Source organism: Kitasatospora sp. NPDC058048 (assembly GCF_042885555.1).
Classification (GTDB): Bacteria; Actinomycetota; Actinomycetes; order Streptomycetales; family Streptomycetaceae; genus Kitasatospora; species Kitasatospora lactacystinica.
Window position 1 is genome coordinate 39,475 of the sequence record NZ_JBHVRT010000015.1, and the last position, 21,323, is coordinate 60,797.

Sequence of the window (21,323 nt, forward strand, 5' to 3'; positions counted from 1 at the left end):
GTCCTGCGACCGGGCCCGTACCGTCCTGCCGTACCGTCCTGCCAGGGCGGTCAGTCGGGGAGGTTGCCGTTGCCGCCCAGGTTCGCCACCATGCGGCGCAGCACGTTGATCGTGGTCACGAACTCGTCGGTGTCGATGCCCTGGTGGGCGCGTTCGCTGATCCTCAGGTTGCGTTCGCGGGCGCGCAGGCGGCCGGCCTCGCCCTCCTCGGTGAGGGTGAGGGCGCCGTCGGCGTCCTCGGTCAGCCAGCCGCGGGCGATCAGGTCGTCGTAGACGGTGTCGAAGGCGGTGTCCTGGTCGTCGTAGGGGGTGAGCCGCTCGGTCAGGGTCGTGCGGGTCCATCCGCCGGGGCGGCCGGCGGCGTGGTTGAGCGTCCACCAGTGGGGCTGGGTGAGGTCTTCCACCGCCAGTTGTTCGCGCAGGCCGTCCACCACCAGGCGGCGGTAGACCTCGCCCGTCCATGCCCCGATGGGCTGGGCGGCGATGATCTGCGGTTCGTAGGTCTTGATCGTCATGTCCGGTGCTCCTTCGGCCGATCGACGATCGACTGATCGTCAGGACGCGACCGACCGTAGGACCTCAAGCCGACTTGAGGTCAAGGCGGATCGGCGGGCCGGATCCCCGGTGGTGGCCAACTCCCTTCTAGGCTGGCCGACATGAAGACCGCACCGGCGCTCGCCACCGCCCTCGCCCTGTCCGCGGCCACCGTGCTCACCGCAGCCGTCCCCGCCTCCTCGGCGCCCTTCGCCGCCCCCGCCTCCTCCGCTTCCTCGGCCGCCCCCGCTTCCTCGGCCGGCGCCGATCAGCTGGAGCCCTACCGCCGCCAGCCGCTCGCCTGGTCCGCCTGCCAGGAGCCGCAGTTGGCCGCCGCCGGCGCCGAATGCGCCTCCCTGACCGTGCCGTTGGACTACCGCGAGCCGCGGGGCCGCACCCTGTCCCTGGCCGTCTCCCGGATCAGGTCCGCGGACCCGGCCAAGCGCCGGGGCGTCCTGCAGACCAACCCCGGTGGCCCCGGCGACCGCGGGCTGGACATGCCGGTCGCGCTGCGGGAGCAGCTGGCCCCCGGGACGGCGGCGGCCTACGACATCGTCGGCATGGACCCGCGCGGGGTCGGCGCCGGCGGCCCGGACTGCGGCCTGACCCGCGGCACGTGGCTGCGCTCGGCCGGCAGCGGCCGGGCGGGCTTCGAGCAGGCCTGGCGCCTGGCCAAGGCCGACGCGGACGCCTGCTGGAACAAGTATCCCGATCTGCTGCCCCACCTGACCACCCGCAACACCGCCCGGGACGTCGACGTGCTGCGCGCGGCGCTGGGCGAGCAGCGGACCTCCTTCTTCGGGCAGTCCTACGGCGCGATGCTGGGCGCGGTGTACGCGCAGCTGTTCCCGCAGCGCGTCGACCGGCTGGTGCTGGACAGCGCCCTGGACCCGGCGCGGTACGGCATGGGGGCGTTCCAGGACATGGCCGGCGCCAACGAGCGCGCCCTGGACGACTTCGCCGCCTGGGCCGCGCCGCAAGACGGCGCCTACCACCTGGGCGCCACCCCGGCGGCGGTGCGGGCCACCGTCGAGCAGTTGGCGCGCCGGGCCGAGGCGGCGCCGATCGCCGTCGACGGCTTCCGGCTCGACGGGGCGCTGCTGCCGGTGCTGCTCGCGGTCTGCCTGAGCGACGACCGCGACGGCGCCCTGTGCGCGGACGTGCTGCGGCAGTTGCTGGACGCCGCCGACGGCCGGCCGGTCCAGGCGGGCCCGGCCCTGCACCAGCTGCTGACCATGCTCCTCGCCCCGGGCCCGGAGGCCGGCGCCGGCCTGTCGTCCACCCTCGGCATCCTGTGCGACGACGTGGCGATGCCGCGTTCGGCCCCCTGGTACCGCGACGCCGTCGAGCGCTCCCGCGCCGCCGAACCGGTCTTCGGCCCGGTCTACAACGCCCCCGTGCCGTGCGCCGCTTGGCGCAGCGCCCCGCTGGAGCCGCCCGTCGAGGTCCGCAACGCCGTCCCCGCCCTCCAGCTCCACGCCACCGGCGACACCCACGCGACCTACCGGGGCGCCCTGGCGCTGCACTCCCGTCTGCCCGGCTCCCGCCTGGTGACCGTCCCGGGCCGCGTCCACACCCTCTACCTCAACGCCTACAGCCCGTGCGCGAACGCGGCGGTGGACGCCTACCTGTCGACGGGGGCGCTGCCGGACGCGGACACCGCCTGCTGAGCCGGCGCTCGTTGCACAGCGGTCCCCCTCGCCCGTTCCTGGAGTTCCGCGTGGGCGGCTTCCGCCCGACCGTGCAGTCCCGGCCCCGCCATCCGGCCGTCCTGCTCCTCGGCGGCCCGGCGGTCAGTGCCCTGACCGCCGGGCTCGCCGTGCGCCGCTAACCGGCTCCCTCGCGCAGGATCGCCTCGAAGGCCGCCACCGCCGGGGGCACCCGCTGCCCGCGCCGCGTCACCGTGTACACCTGCCGGACCGGGGTGTCGTCCGGGTGCAGGGGGACGAGGGCGATGCCGGGGCGGCTGACGCGGGCGGCGAGGGAGGGGATCAGGGTGGCGCCCAACCCGGCTGCCACCAGGCCGAGTTTGGCGGTCCAGGCGGCGACGGTGTACTCGATGCGGGGCTGGAACCCGCTGCGGACGCAGGCGGCGAGGAGGGTGGATTCGGCGTGGCGGCGGGCGGCGATCCAGGGTTCGTCGGCGAGTTCGGCCAGTCGCAGTCGGCGGCGTCCGGCGAGGCGGTGCCCGCGCGGGAGGGCGACCAGCACCGGGTCGTCCATCAGCGGGCGGAAGTCGAAGCGGTCGCCGTCGTCGGCGGGTTCGGTGTACGAGGCGACGAGGGCGAGGTCGACGGCGCCCTCGGCGAGCAGGTCCAGCAGGTGCGCCGCCAGCCCCTCGGTGAGGCCGGTCTCCACGTCCGGGTGTGCGGCGCGGAAGGCGGCGAGGGCGCCGGGGACGAGGTCGGCGTTGGCGCTGTCGAAGGCGCCCACCCGCAGCCGTCCGGCGGTGAGTTCGGTGAGGGCGGTCAGGTCGCGCCGGGTGGCGTCGAGCCGTTGCAGCATCGCCTCGGCGTGCGGCAGCAGGGCGCGGCCGTGCTCGGTCAGCCGTACGCCGCGCGCCAGCCGGTCGAACAGCGGCGTGCCCAACTCGCCTTCCAGGGTGGCGATCTGGCGGGAGATCGCGGACTGGGTGTAGCCCAGTCGCTCACCGGCGGCGGTGAAGGAGCCCAGGTGGGCGACGGTGCGGAAGACGTCCAGCCAAGCCATGTCCATTGCGCATGACTACCATGCCGGACATTCGCTTGTCGCCTGGCTCGTGGCTGCCTAGCGTGGCGGCCATGAAGAAGATCGCTTTTCTGGGACTGGGCCGGATGGGCCTGCCGATGGCCCGCCGACTCGCCGCCGCCGGTTACCCGTTGACCGTCTGGAACCGCTCCCCCGGCCGCGCCGAGGACCTGGCCGGGGTCACCGGGGTCACCGAGGCCGCCACCCCGGCCGAGGCCGTGCGCGGCGCGGACGTCGTCGTCACGATGCTGTCCGACCCGGCGGCCGTCGCCGAGGTGGCCGGGCGGTGCGCGGCGGAGCTGGCCCCGGGCACCCTGTGGATCGACATGTCCTCGATCGGCCCGCGGGCCACCGCCGACCTGCGCGCCGGGCTGCCGGACGGCGTCGCCCTGGTGGACGCCCCGGTGCTGGGCAGCACGGGCCCGGCGGCCACCGGCGGCCTGACGGTCTTCGCGGGCGGAGAGGACGCGGACCTGGACCGCGCGCAGCCGGTCCTGGAGCAGCTGGGCCGGGTGCGGCGCTGCGGCGGCCCGGGCTCGGGCGCGGCGCTGAAGGTGGTGGTGATCGGCGCGATCGTCGCCTGCGTCACCGCCCTGGGCGAAGTCCTGGCGGTGGCCGAGGAGTTGGGCGTGCCGCAGGAGCAGGCGCGGGAGGTGCTGTCGGCCGGGCCGCTCGCGGGGGTGGCGGCCCGGGCGTTCGGCACGGGGTCGGACTTTCCGGTCCGGCTGGCCGCCAAGGACCTCGCCCTGGCGGGCGGCGGACCGGTGCTGGCGGCGGCCCGCGAGGTGCTGCTGGCGCACCCGGAGATCGCCGAGCAGGACCTGTCGGCGGTGCCGGGGGCGCTGCGGCGCGGCCGGTAGGACGGCCCACCGCCCCGCGCACCGGCGCCCCGACCGGGGGGCCGGGGCACCGGTGCGCGGGGCGGGTGGCCCGTCAGTCGTGCGAGAAGGTGATCCGCGGCAGCACCCGGTCCAGCCAGCGCGGGGTGTGCCAGGCGGCGCGCCCGGTCAGGCGCAGCAGGACGGGCAGCAGGACGAGCCGCACCAGGGCCGCGTCGAGGAGGACGGCGGTGCCGAGCACGATGCCCATCTCCTTGGGCGGCAGCGGGCCGGACAGGGCGAAGGTGAAGAACACCGCGACCATGACGCCGGCGGCGGCGAAGACGACCCGGCCGGAGTGGGCCAGGGCGCCGGTCATGGCGGCCTTGGGGTCGCCGGTGCGTTCGTAGTGCTCCTTGGCGGAGGCGAGGAGGAAGACGGTGTAGTCCATCGCGATGGCGAAGATCATCGCGAAGAAGAACACCGGTGCCCAGCCGTCCAGGAAGCCCTGCGGGGTGAAGCCCAGCAGGCCGGCTCCGTGGCCGTCCTGGAAGACCAGGCGGGCGACGCCGAAGGCGGCTCCGGTGGACAGCAGGCTGGCGGCGGTGCCGAGGGCGGCGATCAGCGGGGCGCGCAGGGCGGCGAGCAGCAGCAGGAAGCCGAGGGCCATGACGACGCCGATGACCAGCGGGGTCTTCTCGGTGAGCAGGTGCTGCAGGTCGAGGTTCTCGACGGCGGCGCCGCCGACCATGGTGTCGGCGGGCAGTTCGGCGCGCAGGGTCTGGACGGTGCCGGAGAGGTCGGGGCTGGAGGGGTCGACGGTGGGCACGGCCTGGATCATCGACCAGCCGGAGCCGTCGGCGGCCGGCTGGGCGGGCATGGCGGCGGCGATGCCGGGGGTGGCGGCGACCCGGGCGGTGACGTCGGCGGCCCGGTCGGTGGGGGTGAGGATCTGCAGGGTGCCGGGGGCGCCGGGGCCGAAGGCCTGCTGGACGGCGGTGTAGCCGGCGCGGGCGCTGGCGTCCTCGGGCAGGACGGTGATGGACGGCATCGCGGTGCGCAGGCCGATGACGGGGGCGGCGAGGGCGAGCAGCGCGGCGAGGGCGAGGGCGCCGTAGCGCAGCGGGTGCTTCCACAGGCGTTCGCCCCAGGCAGCGAAGCGCGGGGAGGCGGAGGTGTCGGATCGGGCGGACTTGGACCGGGGCAGGGCGAGGGCGTCGACGCGGTGGCCGAGCCGGCCGAGGACGGCGGGCAGCAGGGTGAGGGTGGCGGCGAGGACGAAGAGGACGGCGAGCATGATGCCGCCGGCCATCGAGCGGAACGCCGGGGAGGGCACGAGCATGACGGCGGAGAGGCTGATCAGGACGGTGGCGCCGGAGAGCAGGACGGCCTTGCCGGCGGTGTCCATGGTCTCGGCGACGGCGCGCACGGCGTCCGCGGCCCCGGCGGCGCCGCGCGCGGTGGGGGCCCGGCGGGCGGCGCGGAAGCGCACGACGAGGAAGAGCGCGTAGTCGATGCCCAGGGCGAGGGCGAACATCATGGCGAAGTTCATCGCCCAGACGGAGACCGGGAAGAGGTGGCTGATCAGTACCAGGGAGCCGGCGGAGGCGGCGAGGCCGGCCATGGTGAGCAGCAGGGGCAGGCCGGCGGCGACGAGGGAGCCGAAGGCGAGCACCAGGATGGCGAGGGTGACCGGCCAGGACATGAACTCGGACTTCATCATGGCGTCGTGGTTGGCCTTGTTGAAGTCGCTCCACAGGACGGAGGCGCCGGTGGCGTGGACGCTGACGCCGTCGGTGGACAGGGCGCCCAGCGGTTCCTTGAGGTCGTCGGCGGCGCGGACCATGTCGTCGGGCGAGGCCTTGGCGCCGGCGAGCAGGACGACGGTGCGGCCGTCGGGGCTGATGGTGGCGCCGGGCTGGGGGGCGATGACGGTGGAGACCCGGGGGTCGGCGGCGGCGAGGGCGCCGGCCGCGGTGATCACCTGCTGGACGGCCGGGTCGGTGACGGGGCGGTCGGCGGCCACGACGATCTGGATCGCGGAGGAGGCGTTGCCGGCGAAGTGCCGCTCGGCGAGTTCGCGGACCTGGACGGACTGGGAGCCGTTGGCCTGCCAGCCGGCGCCGGACAGTGCGGTGGTGACCTTGGGGGCGAAGGCGCCGAGGCCGATGACGACGATCAGCCAGCCGACCAGGACGGCCTTGAAGTGCCGGGTGGACCAGACGCCGAGGCGGCCGAGCGGCCCGGGTCGGCCGCCCTCGGGGGCGCCTCCGCTCGCGGGGGCGTCGGGGGGCGGGGCGTCGGGCCGTACGGCTTCGGCGGGGCGGTTCACGGGGGCTCCGTTCTCGGGTGTCCGGGGTACGGACGCCCGAAAAAATACGGGTGGGGGTATCTCGACCTGCGACAACAGCACCCATCCCGCGATTCATTCCCCCACCGGCCGGCCACCGCCCGACGGCCCCGCCCGGTGCCGCCAGGGGGCCGCCGGTCGGCCCGGCCGGCCCGCTAGCCGATCACCGCGTCCACCTCGACCTCCACCAGCCACCGCTCGTCGATGAAGCGCGACACCTCCACGAAGGTGGTGACCGGGCGGATCTGCGCGAAGCGCTCGCCGTGGGCGCGCGCCGCCTCCCGCCACTGGCTCATGTCGGTGAGCATGATGCGGGTCCGCACGACGTCCGCGAGTGTGGCGCCCGTCTCCCGCAGGGCGGCCTCGGCGATGTCCAGGCAGCGGACGGTCTGGGCGTGGACGTCGCCCTGGCCGACCGGCGCACCGTCCTCGCCGATCGGGGCGGTGCCCGCGACCGCGACGTAATCGCCCTTGCGCACGGCCCGGGAGAAACCGATCCGCGGTTCGAGGGGCGAGCCGGAACTGACTGTCTGTCGAGTGCTCTCCATCGCCCCATCGTGCCGCACCGGGGTGCGCGCCGGGCCGTCCGCCTGCGCGAACGCCCCCGCGCGCCGCCCGGCCCCCGAGGCGCCCCGTCGTCCGGGCGGGCGGATCAATTCCCTTGCGCCGCGACATGATCGACGTAGGCTGACGGACCATGGCATGCCGCATCAGTGAACTGGTCATCGAAACCGCCGACCCCGAGCGGCTCGCCGCGTTCTGGAGCGAGGTCCTCGGCTACGTCGAAGTCGGCCGCGAGGGCGGCGGCACCATCGAGATCGGGCCGCCCGGCACCGGCTTCGGCGGCCCGCAGCCCACCCTCTTCTTCCTCCCCAACAGCGAGCCGCGGCCCGGCAAGCTCCGGCTGCACATCGACGTCAACCCCACCGACCGCGACCAGGACGCCGAGCTGGAGCGGCTGCTCGCGCTCGGCGCCGTGCCGGTCGACGTCGGCCAGCCCGCCGACGCCGCCTGGCACGTCCTGGCCGACCCGGAGGGCAACGAGTTCTGCCTCCTGCGCACCCGGCTCCAGCCCGTCTGACCCGCCCCAGGCCGCACAGGCCGAGGGCCGGCCGGCCGCTACCTCGTGCGCGGCTGGTTGAAGCGCAGCATGTTGCCCGACGGGTCGCGGAAGGCGCAGTCGCGCACCCCGTAGGGCTGGTCCATCGGCTCCTGGAGGACCTCGGCACCGGCCGCCCGCAGCCGCTCGAAGGTGGCGTCGCAGTCGTCGGTGCGGAAGATGACTCCGCGCAGCAGGCCCTTGGCGAGGAGTTCGGCGGCGGCCAGGCGGTCGTTCTCGGAGGCGTGCGGGTCGGCCAGCGGGGGCTCCAGGACGATCTCCACGCCGGGCTGGTCGGGCGAGCCGACGGTGACCCAGCGCATGCCCTCGAAACCGACGTCGTTGCGCACCTCGAAGCCGAGGACGTCGCGGTAGAAGGAGAGCGCCCGGTCGTGGTCGTCGACGGCGATGAAGCACTGCGCGAGTTCGATGCTCATGCGCGTCACGCTACGGGAGCGCCGGGGCCGCCGTCCCGCCGGGCACCCTCGGCGTCCTCGGCACCCTTGACCCCCTTGGTCCCCTTGGCCCCCGTGGCCTCCTCGACCTCCTTCGCCCCCTTGGCCTCCGCGCGGCGCACCGGGCGGGTGCGGACCTTGGCGACGCAGGCCGGGATCGCCGCGCCCGGCTCGTGGTCGCCGACCCGGTAGGCGCTGGGGCTCTGCCCGACCAGCTCGGTGAAGCGGGTGCTGAAGGAGCCCAGCGAGGTGCAGCCCACCGCCATGCACACCTCGGTCACGCTCAGGTCCCCGCGCCGCAGCAGCGCCTTGGCCCGCTCGATCCGTCGGGTCATGAGGTAGCTGTACGGGGTCTCGCCGTAGGCGGTGCGGAAGCTGCGCGAGAAGTGGCCGGAGGACATCAGCGCGGTACGGGCCAGCGCCGGCACGTCCAGCGGCTGCGCGTACTCGCGGTCCATCCGGTCCCGGGCCCGGCGCAGCCGCACCAGGTCGTCGATCGGCACCCGGCCCGCCGGGGTCGCACGGGAGGACGGCGGCACAGGCGGGGGCGGCGACACAGGCTGCGGCGTTGGCGCTGACGGGGGCGGGGACGGGGACGGGGAGGACACACCGGCCACCGTACCGAGTGCCGCCGACAGTCGCCGTCCCCCGCCCGGCGCAGCCCGCTCGCGCCCGCCCCGCCGCGCCGACCACCCTGGAGGGACGGCCGGGCGGCGGAGAGGACGGCAGGGGTGGACCGCAACGATCAGCAGCCCGCCGCCCCGCGTGCCCCCGCCAACCGGACGGTGGTGCTCGGCGTGCTGGCCGCCACCGCCGCCGTGCTGCTGGTCCAGGCGGCCAGCGGCACCAGCTCCCGCCTGGTGCTGCTGCTGGTGTTCCTGCCCGCGCTGATGGCGGGTCTGGGCACCATCGCCCAGACGGTGGCCGTCTCGGTGTGGGTGACCGCCGTGGTCGTGCTCCACTCGCTGGTGGTCCCGCCCGGCGACCTGCCGGCCCGGCTGGGCACCCTGGTGGGCGTGGTCGCCGCCGAGGCTGCCGTGATCGGCCTGTGCGCGCGGCGGGTGCGGCGCGAGCGGCAGCTGTCGCGGATGCGGCAGAGCGCCGTCGCCCTCCAGCGCCAGCTGCTGCGCCCGCTGCCCGTCACCACCTCGGACGTGCGCCTGGACGGGCTGTACCGGCCGGTGGAGGAGGACGCCATGGTCGGCGGCGACCTGTACGACGTCGCCGAGACCCCGCACGGCACCCGGGTGCTGGTCGGCGACGTCCAGGGCAAGGGCCTGCCCGCGATCGGGACGGGCTTCGCGGTGCTGAGCGCCTTCCGGGAGGCGGCCTTCCGCGAGGCGCGGTTGCCCGCCGTCGCCGACGCCCTGGAGGCGGCGGTGGAGCGGCACAACGCGTACGCGGTGCAGAGCGGCGAGCAGGAGCGGTTCGTCACCGCCACCGTGCTGTGCGTCGGCAGCCCGGACGGGAACGGGGACGGGAACGCGGACGGGAACGCGGACGGGATCGGGTCCCGGGCCCGGGAGGGCTCCGCCACCGAGGTACGGGCCGTCAACTGCGGCCACCTCTCCCCCTACCTGCTGCACCCCGACGGCCGCGTGGAGCCCGTCCCCCTGGACGCCGGCATCCCGCTCGGCCTCGCCGCCCTGGCCGCCCCCGGCGAGCCGCGCCCCGTACGGCGCTTCGCGCTGCCCGGGGACGGGGTGCTGGTCCTGCTCACCGACGGCATCACCGAGGCCCAGGACAACTCCGGCACGTTCTACCCGGTCGAACAGGGCCTGGCCGACCTCGCCGCCACCCCCGCCGACGCCCTGCCCGAGGCCCTCGACCGGCGGGCCCGGCGCTGGAGCGGCGGCCACAGCCGCGACGACGTCACCGTCCTCGCCCTGCGCCCCGCCCCGTAGCCGACGGACCCGCGGCCCCGCCCCATGGCCGACGGACCCGCGGCCGGGGCCCGTCGGAGCGGTACGAACCCGCACGGGGCGCATGAGGCCGTACGGGGGTCGCGTGCGGATCACACGGGGTCGTACGGGCCCGTCCGTGGGGCCGTCCGACCCTTGACCCCCGGCTGCGGGCTCGACCTGCGGCGATCTAGGGTGCAGACATGATCCCCACACCGATATCCGCGCCCGAGCCCGGCCCGCTCGACGGCCCCACGGACGACTTCCTGACCGACCCCGCCCAGGCGCTGCGGGTGATGATGCAGGGCAACGCCCGGTTCGTCGCGGGCAACCCCGAGCACCCCAACCAGGACGCCGGGCGCCGCGCGGCGCTCGCCCCGGCGCAGCGGCCCTTCGCGGTGCTGTTCGGCTGTTCGGACTCCCGGCTGGCCGCCGAGATCATCTTCGACCAGGGCCTGGGCGACCTGTTCGTGGTGCGCACCGCCGGGCACGTCACCGGTGCGGAGGCGCTGGGCAGCATCGAGTACGGGGTGAGCGTGCTGGACTGCCCGCTGGTGGTGGTGCTGGGCCACGACTCCTGCGGTGCGGTGGCGGCGGCGCTGGAATCCCTGGAGCAGGGGCAGCTGCCGGGCGGTTTCGTCCGGGACGTGGTGGAGCGGGTGACCCCGAGCGTGCTGTCCGCAAAGGCGGCGGGCATCGAGGACAGCGACGGGATCGTGGACGAGCACATCCGCCAGACCGTGGACCTGCTGGTGGAGCGCTCGCAGGCGCTGGCCGCGAAGGTCGCCGGGGGGAAGGTGTCCGTGGTGGGCCTGTCCTACCGGCTGCGCGACGGCCGGGCCCGGCTGGTCGCCGCCCGGGGGCCGGTGGGCTGACGGAGCGCCCGCCGCGGCGGGCCGTGCCGTCCTCGGGAACCGCAGGACCTGCGGGAGCTTCGGGACCTACGGGAGCTGCGGGACCTGCGGAAACGCGATGTCCGATCACCGCCAGCGCCCCCGGCCGGGCCGGGGCAGAGTCGGTGACCGCAACGATTCCCCATCCCGAGGACGGCAGTTCCCGTGCACAAGGTCATCGATCTCAAGGTTCTCTACTTCGGCACCCCGGTGGTGCTGATCGGATCCCGCAACGAGGACGGCAGCGCCAACCTCATGCCGATGTCCTCGGCGTGGTGGCTGGGGCAGTCCTGCGTGCTGGGCCTGGGCGACAGCTCCCAGACCGCCGCCAACCTGCGGCGCGAGGGCGAGTGCGTGCTCAACCTGCCCTCCTCCGCGCAGGTGGACGCCGTGGACGCCCTCGCGCTGCTGACCGCCGCCCCGCGGATCGCCGAGTACCGGCTGAAGCAGGGCTACCGCCACGAGCGGCGGAAGTTCGCCGCCGCCGGCATGACCGAGCTGCCCGGCGAGCTGGTGCGGGCGCCGCGCGCGGCCGAGTGCCCGGTGCAGCTGGAGTGCCGGGTGGAGTCGGCGACGGCGCTGACGGGCGGCGGGCGCACCGCCTTCGAGGTGTCGGTGGTGCGCGCCCACGTCGAGGAGAGCCTGCTGGTGCCCGGCAGCGACCACTACGTCGACCCGGTCGGCTGGGACCCGCTGATCATGAAGTTCTGCGAGTTCTTCGGCGACGGGCGGCGCCTGTCCCCGTCCCGCCTCGCCGAGGGCTGGCAGATGCCCGGGCGGCTGCCCGCCGCCGTGTGACGGGACGTCCGCTCAGCCCTCGGGCCGCCGGCTCACGGCCGCGCTCCCCCGCTCACGGCGCGACGGTCGCCCCGCAGGAGTCGCACACCCGCGTCGCGGGCAGTTCCAGGAAGCAGGTCGGGCAGATCGCCGGCGGGCGCGGCGGGGCGGCGACGGCGGCCTTGCGCTCCACCGAGGCGCGCAGGCGCGGGGCCAGGGCGGGGGTGCCGCCGTCGGCGGGCAGGTCGGCGCCGAAGTGCCGGTAGCAGGCCAGGCGGGCGGCGGCCGCGTGCTGCTCGCGGTCCATCTCCGCGGCCACCGGCGGCTGTCCGGCCACCGCCAGCACCTCCTGGTAGCCGGGGCCGACCCGGCCGTCCGTGGCGTGCACCACCAGGGCCGTCAGCGGCGGGTCGCCGCGCCGGTGCGCCTCGCGGATCACCAGGGACAGCACCTTGCCGATCCAGTGCCGCTGGTTGACCCGGGTGCGTACGCCGGAGGCCTCCTGCACCGCCTCGGCCAGGTCCGCGTAGCTGATCACCGCGTGGTAGCGGCGCGCCACCTCCACCAGGGCGGGGTAGGCCGCCCTGGTCCACACGATGTGCGCCTGGGTGGCGCCGACCGCCGCGCCGTCCGACACCCGCCAGTAGCTGTGCTGCTCCGTCATCCGCCCGCCCCTGTCCGTCTTGTCCGTGTCTGTCCTCCGCAGTCCCCCGCCGCAGCGAGGCTACCCCGCCCCGGAACGGCACCCTCGGGCGGGGCCTCGCCTCGGACGGGGCTTGACTTCAAGTCCTGTTGAAGTCGTGGAATGGGTGCCGACCGCAGCCGTACGGGCAACCCCGCGGTCGATGCCCCGCCCGTACGGACCCGTACCGGGGCCGGGGCCGCCGTCTTCCCGATCGTGCCGACGGCGGCCCCGGTCCCGGGTCCTCCCGCCCCCCGTCCTCCCGTCCCCCGTCCACGCTGCGGCTGTGAGCCGGATCACGGTTGAGGTTGACCTCGGGTCAGGGTGCAGGCTCCCCTCATCGGGCCCGACGACGACCACGCGGGCCCCACGGATACGAGGGGGCAGCATGTCCACCACCCACCACTCCACCCGCCACGTCGGCCACCACCTCGGCCACCACCTCGGCCACCACCTCGGCCACGGTCCGGACCGCCCGGAGCTGCGGCGGGCGATCGAGGAGATCGCCGCATCCGGCTTCCTCGGGGTGCAGGTGCGGGTGAACGACGCGCACGGCGAGTGGGTCGGCAGCGCCGGGGCCCGCGAGCTGGGCCGCGACGGCAGGCCGCCGGCCGACGGGCACTTCCGCGTCGGCAGCGTCACCAAGAGCTTCGTCGCGACCTCGGTGCTCCTGCTGGTCGCCGAGGGGCGGCTGGCCCTGGACGACCCGGCCGGCGACCACCTGCCCGGGTTCGGGCTGGACCGGCGGATCACGGTGCGGATGCTGCTGCAGCACACCAGCGGGATCTTCAACCACACCGGCGAGCTGACCGAGGACGGGACGTTCGTGCCGGGCGTCCCGTGGCGGGGCAAGGAGTGGGTGGACGCCCGCTTCCGCACGTACCCGCCCGAGGAGCTGGTGCGGCTGTCGCTGTCCCGGCCGGCGCGGTTCGCGCCGGGGGCGGGCTGGAGCTACTCCAACACCAACTACGTGCTGGCCCGGCTGGTGGTCGAGCGGGTCGGCGGCCGCCCCTTCGCCGAGGAGCTGCGGCGGCTGGTCCTGGATCCGCTGGGGCTGACCGGCACGGTGGCGCCGGGCGCCTCGCCGGAGGTCCCCGCGCCGCACGCCCGCAGCTACTACCGCTACGAGGACGCCGGACGGGAGCGGACGCTCGACGTCACCCGCCACGACCCGTCCTGGGTCGCGGCCGGCGGCGACATGATCTCCACCACCCGGGACCTGCACACCTATGTCTCCGCGCTGCTCGGCGGCAGGCTGCTGCCGCCCGGCCTGCTGGCCGAGATGCGCACGCCGGAGGCGACGGTCGGCTACGGACTGGGGCTGTTCGCCCAGGAGAGGGAGGGCGGCACCGTCTTCCACCACAACGGCGCCACCATCGGCTCCGCGGCGCTGATGTACGGCTCGCCGGACGGCGGCACGACCCTCACCGCCGGGCTGAACTATGTCGACGACGCCGACGTGTCCATCGCGGCGGCGTTCCAGGACGCCCAGCGGCGGCTCGTCGACGAGGTGTTCGGCACCGGGACCGGCCCCGCGGCATCCGGTCGTACGGCAGGCTGAACGAATGACGAACGGATTCGACGGAGTCACGATCGGGCAGGCGGCGGCGTACGTCGGCGTCACGGTGAAGACGGTGCGGCACTACCACCGGCAGGGGCTGGTCGACGAGCCGCAGCGCGACGCCTCCGGCTACCGGCGGTACGGGTCAGGCGAGTTGCTGCGGCTGGTGCAGGTCCGGACGCTGGCCGCCGCCGGGGTGCCGCTGGCGGAGATCGGGCCGCTGCTCGGCGCCGACGGCGAGCGGTTCACCGCCGCCCTCGCCGACGTGGAGCGGCGGCTGGACGAGCGGATCGCGGAACTGACCGCGCGCCGCGACACCCTGCACCGGCTCGCCGACGGCGACCGGGCCCTGCTGCCCGACCGCGCCTGCGCGGCCCTGGAGCGGATGCCCGGGCTCGGCTTCGGCCCCGACTACGTGGCGGCGCAGCGCGAGGCCCTGGTGCTGGCGCGGGCCCTGGTGCCGGAGGGCTTCGACGGCTTCCTGGCCCAGCTCGAACACCGCCTGGACGACCCGGAGTTCGTCGATCTGGCCAGACGCGGCCAGGAGGCCGAGGCCTGGGCGCCGGACGATCCGAGGATCGAGGAGCTCGCCGCCGCCATGGCCGACCGCTGCCTCGCCAACCCCGCGCTCCTGGGGGACCCCGACAGCCTGCGGGCCTGGGCCAGGGCCTCCGTCCAGTACCGCCTGATCGACCGCCACCGCGACGACGAGGCCCCGGTCTCGGCCCGGCTGACCGCCCTCACCGAGGCCAGGCTGCGCGCCGCCGGCGTCCCGGCCCCGCACCGGTAGCGGCCCCGGCCGGGCGCGCACGGGAAGTCGGCCCGCCCGACTTCCCACGTACCGGCGCGACCGGCGGCGCCCGACACCCGGACGGCGAACCCGCACCCCGAACGCACGAGAAGTCGGCCCCGCCGACTTCCTGCGCCGCTCGGCCGGGCCCGGCTGGCGTCCCGGGCGTCCCGGGTGCCCCGGGCGGGGCTGCGGTGCGACGGTGATCAGCCGCTGGAAGTGGGCGAGTTCGGCGAGTTCGGCGGGTTCGGCGGCGGGTTCGCCCTCGGCCTCGATCCAGGCGTGGGCGCGGAAGGGGGCGGTGCGCACGCCCGTGCGCCAGGTCGGCCAGGTGCCCGGATCCGGCACAACAGGGCTGCGGCAATGGCGCGTTGGAGGCAGTCCCGGCCGGGCGCAGCGCATGCTGAGCGCGACCACGGCCTGTCGGGCGGCGAGGGCCTCGGCCCGGCGGGCGCGGGACGGGGCCGGTTTCGGCCGGCCGTGGGCGAAGTGGTGCCGCCCCGCTGGGTGCCGGGCGGGGCTTCGCCTATGTTCGGCCCATGGTGGACGCATGCTTCGGGCACCCGCGGCTGGCCGCGGTCTACGACCCGCTCGACCCGGACCGCGGTGATCTCGACGCCTACCTGGGAATGGTGCGGGAGTTCGGGGCGCGCCGGGTGCTGGACATCGGCTGCGGCACGGGGGTGTTCGCGCTGCTGCTGGCCGGGCGCGGGGTCGAGGTGGTCGGCGTGGATCCCGCGCCGGCGTCCGTGGAGGTCGCGCGGGCCAAGCCGGGCGGCGGGCGGGTGCGGTGGATCCACGGTGACGCCACGCGGCTGCCGCCGCTGCGGGTCGATCTGGCGACGATGACGGCGAACGTCGCCCAGGCCGTCGTCGGTCCGCGGGACTGGCAGGGGACGCTGCGGGGGGCCTTCGGGGCGCTGCGGCCCGGCGGGCGGCTGGTCTTCGAGACCCGTGACCCGGCCGCGCGCGCCTGGCAGGAGTGGACCCGTGGGCGTTCCCACCGGGTGACGGACGTCCCGGGAGTCGGCTCCGTCGAGAGCTGGGTCGACCTGACCGGGGTGCACTGGCCCCTGGTGTCGTTCCGGTGGACGTACGTGTTCGCCGCGGACGGGCAGGTGCTGACCTCGGATTCGACGCTGCGTTTCCGGGAGCGGGAGGAGGTCGAGCGGGATCTGGCCGCCCACGGCTTCGTGGTGGAGGAGGTCCGCGACGCGCCCGACCGGCCGGGCCGGGAGTTCGTCTTCGTGGCCCGGCGCCCGTGACCCCCGTGAACTCCCGTGAACTCCGGCGGTCTACGAATCAGGACCCCTGGGCGCCGATCTTCCGGTTGGCGAGGTGGATGAGGTCCTTGGCGAAGGCGCGGTGGACCGAGGGGACGACGACCGCCATCGCCAGGTGTCCTGCCCGGTGCTGGAACTCGAAGCGGCGGAAGGACGTCAGGACGCCCGTCGCGTTGATCTCCCTGACCGTCGCCAGGTCGCGCCACGCGACCGCGTCCCGGACGCCGCCGAGGAGGTCGGTCACGGCCACGCCGTCCTCGTGCAGGCGGCACTGGCGGATGCCGAGCCGCCCGGCCGCCCAGCGCCAGGCGAAGGCGAGGCCGTAGACCGCCAGGACGATCGCCACCACGATCGCGGTCTTGATCACGGCGTTGTCCGGCCGCATCACCACCAGGCCGACGAGCAGTACCAGGCTGAACACCAGGACGAACCGCCGCCCGAGCTGCCAGAGCAGCCCGGGGACGCCGATGACGGAAGCACTGCGGTGGAGCGCGCCGAACGCGGGCTCCCTGAACTGCCTTGCCATGCCGATCCCCTGTCCCGGTAGCGGAGTTGAGCGGCGTGATCGCCGACTCCCCGCGCCCACTGTCGGGGAGCGCCGGACGGCTGGCAAGTCGTCGGGCGGCGGGTGGGCGGCGGGGGCCGGATCCTCCGGGCCCGCCGTCACGGGGCCCTGGCGCGAGGCCCGTACGACCTGACGGGTCGTCTCCCGGGCCCGCGCGGCGGCGCTTGCGCACGTGCCGGCCGGGCTCAGGCGGCCTTCTCGGCGAGGGTGTGGGCGACGAGGGCGTTGGCGTGGCCGTGGCCGAGGCCGTGCTCGGTCTTGAGCCAGGCGACGAGTTCCATGTGCTTGGTGAGCGGGGAGGTGCGGACGAGGTCCTTCCACTCCTCGATCGGGCGGCCGTACTTCTTCTCGATGGCGGGGAAGTAGGAGGCGGGGTTGCCCTTGGCGGCCGGCTTCTTCTCGACGGCGGGCTTCGCGGCGGCCGGCTTCTTCGCGGCGGGGGTCTTCGCGGCGGGGGTGGCGGTCATGGGCGGTTCCTCTCGGCGGGGCACGGCGGGAAGCGGTGCGGTCACGGGGGTGGACCGTGACCGCACCGCGAACTCATCGCCCCGCGTGGGTGATCCGCGTCACACCCCGGCGGTGGCCCGGCGGCGGCGCCGTCCGGCGGGCGGGGTGGGGTCGGCGTTCCAGGCGGCGACGGGGTTGCCGAGCCAGTGCCCGCCGCCGGGGACGTTCTCGCCGCGCATGACGAGGGAGGCCGGGCCGACGGTGGTGCCGGCGCCGAGGGAGGAGTTGAGCAGCACGATGGAGTGCGGGCCGGTGGTGGAGCCGGCGGCGAGGTGGACGGGGCCCAGGCGCATCACCCGGTCGTGGAAGAGGTGGGTCTGCAGGACGGTGCCGCGGTTGACGCTGGCGCCGGCCTCGACGGTGACCAGGTCGGTCTCGGGCAGCCAGTGGGTCTCGCACCACACGCCGCGTCCGATGCGGGCGCCGAGGCTGCGCAGCCACACGTTCAGGTAGGGGGTGCCGGTGATGGTGTGGCCGCCGAAGGGCATGGCGAGTTCCTCGACGAAGGTGTCGTAGAGCTCGTTGCGCCATACGAAGGAGGACCACAGGGGGTGTTCGGCGACGCGGAAGCGTCCGACGAGCACCCATTTGGCGGCGGTGGTGACGGCGCAGGCGGTGACGGCGGCGGCGATCAGGACGAGTCCGGCGGCGCCGAGGGCGGCGCCGAGCCCGTAGTCGTCGCGCAGTTCCTGCAGGACGGCGAGGACGAGGTCGCCGAGCAGGGCGGCGAGGACGATGGGCAGCAGCCGGCACAGTTCGACGCCGGCGCGCGCCCAGATCAGGCGCCGGGGCGGGTCGTAGGTGCGGCCTTCGGTGCCGGTGTCGGCGACGCGGGGCAGGGCGAAGGCGGGGCGGCCGAGCCAGGAGGAGCCTTCGGGGGCGTGGGCGGGGGTGTCGGACAGTACGCCGACGAGGGAGTTGTCGGGCAGGTGGCGGCCGGGGCCGACGATGCCGGAGTTGCCGACGAAGGAGCGGCGTCCGACGTGGGCGGGGCCGAGGTGGAGCCAGCCGCCGCGCAGTTCGTAGGGGGCGACGAGGGTGTCGTCGGCGAGGAAGGCGCCGTCGTCGACCCGCATCAGGCCGGGCAGGGCGAGCACGGTGGAGGCTTCGACGCGGCGGCCGACGCGGGCGCCGAGCAGGCGCAGCCACACGGGGGTGAAGAGGCTGGCGTAGAAGGGGAAGAGGGTGCGCCGGGCGGTGTCGGCGAGGCGGCTGACGGCCCAGGCGCAGAAGGCGACGCGGCCGGTGGCGGGGTGGAAGCCGGGGCGCAGCGGGCGGGACAGGAGGCGGACGAGGAGCGCTATGAGGGTGGCGTAGCAGGTGATGGTGAGGGCGGCGAGGGGGACGGTGGCGGGCAGGAGTTGGAGGAGGGCGCCGGCCAGGGTGGCGTCGGTGTCGACCATCGGGTAGACGATGAGCAGGGCGGGCAGGGCGGCGATGATCGGGACGAGGCCGAGGACGGTGAAGCCGGCGCCGTAGGCGAGGTTCCAGCGGCGGGGGGCGGGGGCGGGGGTGGTGGGCCAGTCGGCGGGGGCTTCGGTGGCGGGGCGGGCCGGGGAGCCGGTCCAGTGTGCGCCGGGTGGGACGGGGGTGGTGGCGGTGACGCAGGAGCCGGGGGCGATCTCGGCGCGGGCGCCGATGCGGGCGCCGGGCATGAGGGTGGCGCGGTGGCCGATGCGGGCGCCTTCGCCGATGTCGATGCGGCCGAGGTGGAGGGTGTCGCCGTCGAGCCACCAGCCGGCGAGGTCGGCTTCGGGTTCGACGCAGGCGTGGGCGCCGAGGCGGGCGAGGCCGGTGACGGGGGGCAGGGTGTGGAGTTGGACGCCGGGGCCGACGCGGCAGCCGAGGGCCTTGGCGTAGCGGGGGGCCCAGGGGGTGCCGGCGAGGGCGGCGGTGCCGAACATGGCGGTGTAGCGTTCGGCGGCCCACAGGCGCAGGTGGACGTGGCCGCCGCGGGGGTGGCTGCCGGGGCGGATGCCGACGGTGAGCAGGCGGGCGCCGGTGGCGGCGAGCAGGGTGCGGCCGGGGGCGCTGTAGAGGAGGAGCAGGCCGGCGGCGACGGGCCACCAGGAGCTGTGGGGGGCCCAGGCGAGGTCGCTGCCGGTGAGGTTGTCGAGGGCGATCAGGACGAGGATCCAGCGCAGTCCGGCGAGGGAGAACATGCCGAGGAGCAGGAGGCTCTGCCAGAGGCCGGCGCTGCGGGGGGTGCGGCGCACGGTGCGGCCGCGGACGGCGGTGGTGGCGGCCGTGTCCTCGGGTGCGGTGGTGGGGGTGAGGGTGTCGAGGTGGGCGGCGAGGTCGGCGAGGACGGGGTGGGCGTACAGGTCGGCGACGGAGACGCCGTTGTGACGGGTGCGCAGTTCGGAGACGAGGCGGGCGGCGGTGAGGCTGGAGCCGCCGAGGGCGAAGAAGTCGTCGTCGGGGCCGGGGGTGGTGCCGAGCAGGCGTTCCCAGTGGCCGGCGAGCAGGCCGGCGGTGCCGTCGAGGGCCTGGGCGGCGGGGGCGGTGCCGGTGGTGGCGAGCGGCCAGGGCAGGGCGCCGCGGTCGACCTTGCCGGAGGTGCGGGTGGGCAGGGAGTCGACGAGGGCGAGGACGGGCACCAGCGGGGCGGGCAGGCGTTCCAGGAGCCGGCGGCGGGCGGTGGTGAGGTCGGGGGTGGTGCCGGGGTGGGCGACGAGGTAGCCGACGAGCAGGTCGGCGCCGGCGGGGGTCCTGCGGACGGCCGCGGCGGCGGCGCGGATGCCGGGCAGGGCCTGGAGGGCGGCGTCGATCTCGCCGAGTTCGATGCGGCGGCCGCCGAGTTTGACCTGGTCGTCGGCGCGGCCGAGGAAGACGAGGCCGTCGGGGTCGTTGCGCACGAGGTCGCCGCTGCGGTAGACGCGGGGTGAGGCGAGGGCGGGGTGGGCGCTGAACTTCTCGGCGTCCTTGGCGGGGTCGAGGTAGCGGGCGGTGCCGACGCCGGTGATGAGCAGTTCGCCGCTGGCGTGCCAGGGGACGGGGTTTCCGGCCGGGTCGACGACGGCGATCTCCCAGCCGTCGAGGGGGGCGCCGATGCGCACGGGTTCGCCGGGGAGCAGGCGGGCGGCGGTGGCGACGACGGTGGTCTCGGTGGGGCCGTAGGTGTTCCAGAACTCGCGGCCGTCGACGGCGAGGCGTTCGACGAGTTCGGCGGGGCAGGCCTCGCCGCCGACGATGATCAGGCGGACGGCGTCCAGGCATTCCTGCGGCCACAGGGCGAGCAGGGTGGGGACGGTGGAGACGGCGGTGATGCGCCGGGTCACGAGCCAGGGGCCGAGGTCGGTGCCGGCCTTGACCAGGGCGCGGGGGGCGGGGACGAGGCAGGCGCCGTGGCGCCAGGCCAGCCACATCTCCTCGCAGGAGGCGTCGAAGGCCACGGAGAGGCCGGCGAGAACGCGGTCGCCGGGGCCGAGCGGCCGGTGGGTGAGGAAGAGGCGGGCCTCGGCGTCGACGAAGGCGGCGGCGGAGCGGTGGGTGACGGCGACGCCCTTGGGGCGGCCGGTGGTGCCGGAGGTGAAGATGATCCAGGCGTCGTCGGCGGGCCCGGGCCAGGCGGGGCGGCCGCCGGGGTGGGCGGCGGCGCCGGGGTGGGCGGCGGCGCCGGGGTGGAGGCTGCGGCCGGGGCCGAGGACGGCGCAGACGGCGGCGTCCTGCCAGATCATCCCGGCGCGCTCGTCGGGGTCGTCGGCGTCGACGGGGACGTAGGCGGCGCCGCAGCGCAGCACGGCGAGGACGGCGATGTAGAGGTCGGCGGTGCCGGAGGGGATGCGGATGCCGACGCGGTCGCCGCGGCCGATGCCGTGGCCGGCCAGTTGCCCGGCGAGGGTGTCGACCTCGTGGAGCAGGGCGCGGTAGTCGAGGACGGTGTCGCCGGTGTCGAGCGCGGGCGCGTGGGGGTGGGCGTCGGCGGTGGCGGCGACGATGTCGAGCAGGCTGCGGGGGTGGGCGGCCTGGGCCACCGGCCAGCCGGCCGCGGGGCCCTGGTGGGGGCGGTGCAGCGTGCCTGGGCCGGCCGTGTCGTGGCGTGCGTCCATGGATGGGTTTCCTTGGCTCCGGGGTCCTGGGGGCGCGTACGGGTGTACGGGTGTACGGGTGTGACGCCGGATGACCCGGTTGTCACCTGCGGAGGGCGCCCACTCACCATGACTCTGCTGGGAGTCGGCTGGATGCAGCGAAGGTTCGATCAAAGGGAATTCTCATCATCGATGCCGCACAGGAACAGCAACGGTATGAATCGAATGACATTTCGCGGGTTTTCGCTCGTTTCCGCTGGTGAAGAGTAATCGCCGAATACCGGAACGGCGCGACGGGAGAGGGAAGGGTGATGAACACCATGGCGTCCGGAACGCTACCGGTGGCGAGG

19 protein-coding genes and 1 pseudogene are annotated in these 21,323 nt (G+C 75.4%); 9 read left to right on the plus strand and 11 right to left on the minus strand.

The features are described from left to right. Positions 1-50: 50 nt before the first annotated feature. Positions 51-515, minus strand: a complete 465-nt coding sequence (locus ACFVVA_RS17625) for a MarR family transcriptional regulator (RefSeq protein WP_387690455.1) — start codon at positions 513-515, stop codon at positions 51-53. Between the two features lie 141 nt (positions 516-656). Between ACFVVA_RS17625 and ACFVVA_RS17630 the strand changes: the two genes are divergently transcribed. Continuing rightward, positions 657-2,204: an alpha/beta hydrolase gene (locus ACFVVA_RS17630; protein WP_387690457.1), complete on the plus strand. Its 1,548-nt coding sequence runs from the start codon at positions 657-659 to the stop codon at positions 2,202-2,204. Positions 2,205-2,361: 157 nt separating this feature from the next. Here ACFVVA_RS17630 and ACFVVA_RS17635 read toward each other — a convergent pair whose 3' ends face one another. Next, positions 2,362-3,249 carry a LysR family transcriptional regulator gene (locus ACFVVA_RS17635; protein WP_387690459.1) on the minus strand — a complete coding sequence of 296 codons (888 nt, stop codon included), beginning with the start codon at positions 3,247-3,249 and terminating at the stop codon, positions 2,362-2,364. A 65-nt stretch (positions 3,250-3,314) separates the two neighbouring features. Here ACFVVA_RS17635 and ACFVVA_RS17640 point away from each other — a divergent pair, with 65 nt between their 5' ends. Beyond that, positions 3,315-4,121 carry an NAD(P)-dependent oxidoreductase gene (locus ACFVVA_RS17640; protein ID WP_387690461.1) on the plus strand — a complete coding sequence of 269 codons (807 nt, stop codon included), beginning with the start codon at positions 3,315-3,317 and terminating at the stop codon, positions 4,119-4,121. A 73-nt stretch (positions 4,122-4,194) separates the two neighbouring features. Here ACFVVA_RS17640 and ACFVVA_RS17645 read toward each other — a convergent pair whose 3' ends face one another. After that, positions 4,195-6,411 (minus strand): MMPL family transporter, encoded by a 2,217-nt coding sequence (locus ACFVVA_RS17645; protein WP_387690463.1) that lies wholly within the window; start codon positions 6,409-6,411, stop codon positions 4,195-4,197. A gap of 173 nt (positions 6,412-6,584) precedes the next feature. Further along, the gene (locus ACFVVA_RS17650; protein WP_380633774.1) at positions 6,585-6,977 is read right to left on the minus strand and encodes a RidA family protein; all 393 of its coding nucleotides are present in this window, start codon (positions 6,975-6,977) and stop codon (positions 6,585-6,587) included. Between the two features lie 149 nt (positions 6,978-7,126). Here ACFVVA_RS17650 and ACFVVA_RS17655 point away from each other — a divergent pair, with 149 nt between their 5' ends. Further along, entirely contained in the window at positions 7,127-7,510 is a 384-nt protein-coding gene (locus tag ACFVVA_RS17655; RefSeq protein ID WP_387690465.1) for a VOC family protein, read from the plus strand. A 38-nt stretch (positions 7,511-7,548) separates the two neighbouring features. On the opposite strand, the gene ACFVVA_RS17660 is transcribed toward ACFVVA_RS17655, so the two are convergent. Together ACFVVA_RS17660 and ACFVVA_RS17665 are read right to left on the minus strand one after the other, a co-directional pair. After that, complete coding sequence (locus ACFVVA_RS17660; protein WP_387690467.1) at positions 7,549-7,965, minus strand: VOC family protein; 417 nt, start codon at positions 7,963-7,965, stop codon at positions 7,549-7,551. Between the two features lie 5 nt (positions 7,966-7,970). Next, a complete protein-coding gene (locus ACFVVA_RS17665; protein WP_387690728.1) occupies positions 7,971-8,441 on the minus strand; it encodes a helix-turn-helix transcriptional regulator in 471 nt (156 codons plus the stop codon). A 273-nt stretch (positions 8,442-8,714) separates the two neighbouring features. Here ACFVVA_RS17665 and ACFVVA_RS17670 point away from each other — a divergent pair, with 273 nt between their 5' ends. The 3 genes from ACFVVA_RS17670 (at position 8,715) to ACFVVA_RS17680 (ending at position 11,575) form a co-directional block, all read left to right on the plus strand. Further along, positions 8,715-9,887 carry a PP2C family protein-serine/threonine phosphatase gene (locus ACFVVA_RS17670; protein WP_387690468.1) on the plus strand — a complete coding sequence of 391 codons (1,173 nt, stop codon included), beginning with the start codon at positions 8,715-8,717 and terminating at the stop codon, positions 9,885-9,887. A 293-nt stretch (positions 9,888-10,180) separates the two neighbouring features. Next, on the plus strand, positions 10,181-10,759 hold the full coding sequence (locus ACFVVA_RS17675; RefSeq protein ID WP_387690730.1) for a carbonic anhydrase: 579 nt from the start codon (positions 10,181-10,183) through the stop codon (positions 10,757-10,759). A gap of 183 nt (positions 10,760-10,942) precedes the next feature. Then, entirely contained in the window at positions 10,943-11,575 is a 633-nt protein-coding gene (locus tag ACFVVA_RS17680; protein WP_359906600.1) for a flavin reductase family protein, read from the plus strand. 52 nt (positions 11,576-11,627) lie between these two features. Here the strand turns inward: ACFVVA_RS17680 and ACFVVA_RS17685 are convergent, their stop codons facing one another. After that, positions 11,628-12,218 (minus strand): hypothetical protein, encoded by a 591-nt coding sequence (locus ACFVVA_RS17685; RefSeq protein ID WP_359906603.1) that lies wholly within the window; start codon positions 12,216-12,218, stop codon positions 11,628-11,630. A gap of 406 nt (positions 12,219-12,624) precedes the next feature. Here ACFVVA_RS17685 and ACFVVA_RS17690 point away from each other — a divergent pair, with 406 nt between their 5' ends. Together ACFVVA_RS17690 and ACFVVA_RS17695 are read left to right on the plus strand one after the other, a co-directional pair. Then, complete coding sequence (locus ACFVVA_RS17690; protein ID WP_387690470.1) at positions 12,625-13,797, plus strand: serine hydrolase domain-containing protein; 1,173 nt, start codon at positions 12,625-12,627, stop codon at positions 13,795-13,797. Between the two features lie 4 nt (positions 13,798-13,801). Beyond that, positions 13,802-14,587 carry a MerR family transcriptional regulator gene (locus ACFVVA_RS17695; RefSeq protein ID WP_387690472.1) on the plus strand — a complete coding sequence of 262 codons (786 nt, stop codon included), beginning with the start codon at positions 13,802-13,804 and terminating at the stop codon, positions 14,585-14,587. Between the two features lie 213 nt (positions 14,588-14,800). Here ACFVVA_RS17695 and ACFVVA_RS17700 read toward each other — a convergent pair. Further along, positions 14,801-15,139 (minus strand): annotated as a pseudogene (locus ACFVVA_RS17700) (lasso peptide biosynthesis B2 protein); the annotation flags it as partial. On the opposite strand from ACFVVA_RS17700, the gene ACFVVA_RS17705 reads away from it, so the two are divergent. Next, positions 15,127-15,852 (plus strand): class I SAM-dependent methyltransferase, encoded by a 726-nt coding sequence (locus ACFVVA_RS17705; RefSeq protein WP_387690474.1) that lies wholly within the window; start codon positions 15,127-15,129, stop codon positions 15,850-15,852. The pseudogene ACFVVA_RS17700 and the gene ACFVVA_RS17705 overlap by 13 nt on opposite strands. 37 nt (positions 15,853-15,889) lie before the next feature. Here the strand turns inward: ACFVVA_RS17705 and ACFVVA_RS17710 are convergent, their stop codons facing one another. The 3 genes from ACFVVA_RS17710 to ACFVVA_RS17720 all read right to left on the minus strand — a co-directional run bounded on the left by ACFVVA_RS17710 (position 15,890) and on the right by ACFVVA_RS17720 (position 20,994). Continuing rightward, positions 15,890-16,396: a hypothetical protein gene (locus tag ACFVVA_RS17710; RefSeq protein ID WP_387690476.1), complete on the minus strand. Its 507-nt coding sequence runs from the start codon at positions 16,394-16,396 to the stop codon at positions 15,890-15,892. 224 nt (positions 16,397-16,620) lie between these two features. Then, positions 16,621-16,788: a DUF4287 domain-containing protein gene (locus tag ACFVVA_RS17715; protein WP_387690732.1), complete on the minus strand. Its 168-nt coding sequence runs from the start codon at positions 16,786-16,788 to the stop codon at positions 16,621-16,623. Positions 16,789-17,001: 213 nt separating this feature from the next. Further along, entirely contained in the window at positions 17,002-20,994 is a 3,993-nt protein-coding gene (locus ACFVVA_RS17720; RefSeq protein WP_387690478.1) for a Pls/PosA family non-ribosomal peptide synthetase, read from the minus strand. Positions 20,995-21,323 lie beyond the last annotated feature (329 nt).